This window comes from Demequina sp. (genome assembly GCF_024642165.1).
Classification (GTDB): Bacteria; Actinomycetota; Actinomycetes; order Actinomycetales; family Demequinaceae; genus Demequina.
Genome location: NZ_JAHEBP010000151.1, coordinates 1 through 4,098 on the forward strand (window position 1 = coordinate 1; position 4,098 = coordinate 4,098).

Here is a 4,098-nt window from a genome sequence, read left to right on the forward strand (position 1 = left end):
GAGCGGTCCATCCACGCGGACCGCGGGCTGCCCGGCTCCGGGTCTTCGGCGGCGGCCGCGGAGGCCATCGCCGCCACGCCGGCCACCAGGGCGGCGAGCTCCGCATCGTCCGGGGTGCCGCGCACCACGCGCAGCCCCGAGGCGGCCTCCAGCGGCGACTCCTCGCTCACAGCGGGATGTTCCCGTGCTTCTTGGGCGGGAGCGCGGCGCGCTTGGTGCGCAACGCCCGGAGCGCCTTGACCACCTCGCGGCGCGTCTCGGACGGCTCGATCACGGCATCGACGTAGCCGCGGTCCGCGGCGTCGTACGGGTTGACGATGCGGTCCTCGTAGTCCTCGACCAACGCCTGGCGCTCCGCCTCCACGTCGCCGCCCTTGGCGGCCACGTCCGCGAGCGTGCGGCGCTGCAGGATGTTGACCGCGCCCCCGGCGCCCATCACGGCGATCTGGGCGGTGGGCCACGCGAGGTTGACGTCCGCGCCCAGCTGCTTCGACGCCATGACGATGTACGCGCCGCCGTAGGCCTTCCGGGTGATGATGGTCACCAGCGGCACGGTCGCCTCGGCGTACGCGAAGATGAGCTTCGCCCCGCGCCGGATGATGCCCTGGTGCTCCTGGCTCACGCCGGGCAGGAAGCCGGGCACGTCCACCAGCGTGATGATCGGGATGTTGAACGCATCGCACGTGCGCACGAACCGCGCCGCCTTCTCCGAGGCGTTGATGTCGAGCGTGCCCGCCATCTGCTTCGGCTGGTTCGCGACCAGCCCCACGGAGTGGCCCTCGACGTGGCCGAAGCCCACCACCACGTTGGGCCCGAACAGTGGCTGAACCTCGAGGAACTCGCCGTCGTCGACGATCGCCTGGATCACCGTGGTCATGTCGTACGGCTGGTTGTCCGAGTCCGGGACCAGGCTGTCGAGCTCGAGGTCCGTGTCCGTGGTCTCGAGGTCCGCCTCCACCTCCCAGACCGGGGGGTCGGACAGGTTGTTCTGCGGCAGGAACTGGACCAGGTGCTGGACGTACTCGATCGCATCGTCCTCGTCGTGGGCGAGGTAGTGAGCCACGCCGGACTTCGCGTTGTGGGTCTGGCCGCCGCCCAGCTCCTCGAAGGTGACGCTCTCGCCCGTGACGGACTTGATGACGTCCGGGCCGGTGATGAACATCTGCGACGTGCCGTCCGCCATCACGATGAAGTCGGTGAGCGCGGGGGAGTAGACCGCGCCCCCGGCGGAGGGGCCCAGGATGATCGAGATCTGCGGGATGACTCCGGAGGCCGCGACGTTGCGGCGGAAGATCTCGGCGAACTGCGTGAGGGCCGCGACGCCCTCCTGGATGCGCGCGCCGCCGCCGTCGGAGATCCCGATCAGCGGCACGCCCGTGCGCAGGGCGAAGTCCTGCACCTTGGTGATCTTCTGGCCGTGCACCTCGCCCAGCGATCCGCCGAACACGGTGAAGTCCTGCGAATACACGGCGACCTGGCGGCCATCGATGGTGCCGTAGCCGGTCACCACGCCGTCGCCGTAGGGCCGGGAGCGGTCGAGGCCGAAGTTGCGCGACCGGTGGCGCGTGAGCCGGTCGAGCTCGGTGAAGGACCCCTCGTCGAGCAGCTGCTCGATGCGCTCGCGGGCGGTCTTCTTGCCGCGCGCGTGCTGCTTCTCCTTCGCCGTCTCCTCGGGGAGGGTGACGGCGGCGTCGACCTTGCGGCGCAGTTCCTCGAGTGCCGCGGCGGTGGTCTTCGGGGGCCTCATGGGTGACACGTTTCTCCCTCGTGTGGACTGCCCGATAGCCTAGCCCGGTGAGCACGCCAGGGGCCGATGACATTGCGATCTCCCGCCGACCGCTGGTCGAGGAGGCCCTCGCCGCGCTGGTGCCGGGGACGCTGTCGCGGGTGGTGCTCCTGCCGCAGTCGCCCTCCACGAACACCCGGCTGCTCGACCTGCTGCGCACGGAGGCCGCCGAGTGGCCCCACCTGTCCGCCCTGGTCACGGACCATCAGACGGCCGGCCGCGGGCGCGCGGGGCGCGGCTGGGTGACGCCCCGCGGGGCGGCCCTCACCGCATCGTTCCTGCTGAGACCCGACCAGGTGGACCGCGCCGACTACGGCTGGGCGCCGCTGGTGGTGGGGCTCGCCGCCGTGCGGGCGCTGCGGCGCTCCGGCGTGGGCGCGTGGCTCAAGTGGCCCAACGACGTGGTGGTGGAGGCCGGCGCGCGCGACATTCCGGGATGGGGCCGGTGGCGCAAGGCCGTGGGGATCCTGTGCGAGACGGTGCCGGGGCACGATGCGATCGTCGCCGGGATCGGCATCAACGTCTCGCAGTCCCCGTCCGAGCTGCCGGTGCCGCAGGCGGCGTCGCTCGCGACGCTGGGCGCGACGGGGCTCGACCGCGTGGCGCTCATGCGGGCGCTGTCCGCCGAACTGCGCGACGCGGTGGCTCAGTGGCAGTCCGGCGGCGATATCCGCGCCGAGATCGAGCGGGTCACCGCGACGCTGGGGTGGGACGTGGCGGTCGACGTGCCGGACGGCCCGCCGGTCGCCGGCCGGGCGGTGGCGCTCACGGACGGCGGCGCCCTGGTGGTGCGTACCGCCTCCGGCGACGAGCGCATCGTCCTCGCGGGCGACGTGCGCGTGCGCCGCGGCTGACCCGCGTTACCGTCGACGCATGACCGATCTTGTGGTGGTGGGCGCCGGCCTTTTCGGGCTCACCGTCGCGGAGCGGATGGCGGACCGAGGGCTCGAGGTGCTGGTGGTCGACCGCCGCGGTCACATCGGCGGCAACGCTTACTCGTATGCCGACCCGGACACCGGCATCGAGGTGCATCGCTACGGCGCGCACCTGTTCCACACGTCGAACGAGCGCGTGTGGGACTACGTCACCCGCTTCACCGGCTTCACGCCGTACGTGCACCGGGTGTTCACCACGCATCGTGGCGAGGTGTTCCCGCTGCCCATCAACCTGGGCACCATCAACCAGTTCTTCCGTGCGGCGTACTCGCCCGACGAGGCGCGGGCGCTGATCCGGGAGCAGGCGGCGGAACTGGGCGGGCGGGAGCCGGCGAACCTCGACGAGCAGGGCGTGAGCCTGGTGGGCCGGCCGCTGTACGAGGCGTTCATCAGGCAGTACACGGCCAAGCAGTGGCAGACGGATCCCACCGAGCTGCCGGCGTCGATCATCTCGCGGCTGCCGGTGCGCTACACGTATGACAATCGCTACTTCAGCGACCGCCACGAGGGCCTGCCGGTGGACGGGTACACCGCGTGGTTCGAGCGCATGGTCGACCACCCGCGCATCGAGGTGCGGCTGGGCGTGGACTTCCTGGATCCGGCCGCCGAAGTGTCGAAGGCGTCGACGCGCGGGCGGGTGCCGGTGGTCTACACCGGGCCGCTCGACCGCTACTTCGACGACGTCGAGGGCGCGCTCGGGTGGCGCACCATCGACTTCGAGTACGAGGTGGTGTCCACCGGCGACTTCCAGGGCTGTCCCGTCATGAACTACGCGGACGAGGACGTGGACTTCACCCGCATCATCGAGTTCCGCCACTTCCATCCGGAGCGTGACCACCCGACGGACCGCAGCATCATCGCCCGGGAGTACTCGCGGTTCGCCGGGCGCGCCGACGAGCCGTACTACCCGATCAACACGCCCCGCGATCGCGCGCTGGTGCGGGCCTACCGGGAGCTCGCGGCCCGGGAGGACGGCGTGCACTTCGGCGGCAGGCTCGGCAGCTACCGGTACCTCGACATGCACATGGCGATCGCCTCGGCGCTGACGCTGGTCGACAACGAACTCTGACCAGCCCCACCGCACCCGATTCTCCGCCGCCCGAACCCACCCTCAGCAATGGGTAGACCTTGGTCGGTTCTGGCGGATTCGCGCGCCACACGGGTACCTGGTTGTCGTCAGACCGCCCGCACCAGCTCCTCGCCCTGATTCCGCACGTTTCCCACCGCGCGCCCGACCTCGTGCCAGGTGAGCGCCGGCGCGGGCGCCGCGATGGCGGCCAACAGGTCGTCCTTGCTCGCATCGTGGTCCAGCCACACGTCCACCTCCTCGGGCACCAGCATCACGGGCTGCCGGTCGTGGATGTCCCGCATCTCGCC

5 protein-coding genes are annotated in these 4,098 nt (G+C 71.2%); 2 read left to right on the plus strand and 3 right to left on the minus strand.

The window, feature by feature from the left end; all coding sequences use genetic code 11:
- Together Q0L54_RS10650 and Q0L54_RS10655 are read right to left on the minus strand one after the other, a co-directional pair.
- A partial coding sequence (locus tag Q0L54_RS10650) for an acyl-CoA carboxylase epsilon subunit (RefSeq protein WP_296667959.1) occupies positions 1 to 170 on the minus strand: 170 nt, incomplete at its 3' end.
- Positions 167 to 1,747, minus strand: coding sequence for an acyl-CoA carboxylase subunit beta (locus Q0L54_RS10655; protein WP_296667954.1), 1,581 nt, complete (start codon positions 1,745 to 1,747; stop codon positions 167 to 169). The genes Q0L54_RS10655 and Q0L54_RS10650, both read right to left, overlap by 4 nt.
- Positions 1,748 to 1,794: 47 nt before the next feature.
- Here Q0L54_RS10655 and Q0L54_RS10660 point away from each other — a divergent pair, with 47 nt between their 5' ends.
- Both Q0L54_RS10660 and glf read left to right on the plus strand, forming a co-directional pair.
- Entirely contained in the window at positions 1,795 to 2,640 is an 846-nt protein-coding gene (locus Q0L54_RS10660; RefSeq protein ID WP_296667956.1) for a biotin--[acetyl-CoA-carboxylase] ligase, read from the plus strand.
- 19 nt (positions 2,641 to 2,659) lie between these two features.
- Positions 2,660 to 3,790 carry a UDP-galactopyranose mutase gene (gene glf, locus Q0L54_RS10665; RefSeq protein ID WP_296667957.1) on the plus strand — a complete coding sequence of 377 codons (1,131 nt, stop codon included), beginning with the start codon at positions 2,660 to 2,662 and terminating at the stop codon, positions 3,788 to 3,790.
- A 107-nt stretch (positions 3,791 to 3,897) separates the two neighbouring features.
- Here glf and Q0L54_RS10670 read toward each other — a convergent pair.
- A partial coding sequence (locus Q0L54_RS10670) for an SOS response-associated peptidase family protein (RefSeq protein ID WP_296667958.1) occupies positions 3,898 to 4,098 on the minus strand: 201 nt, incomplete at its 5' end.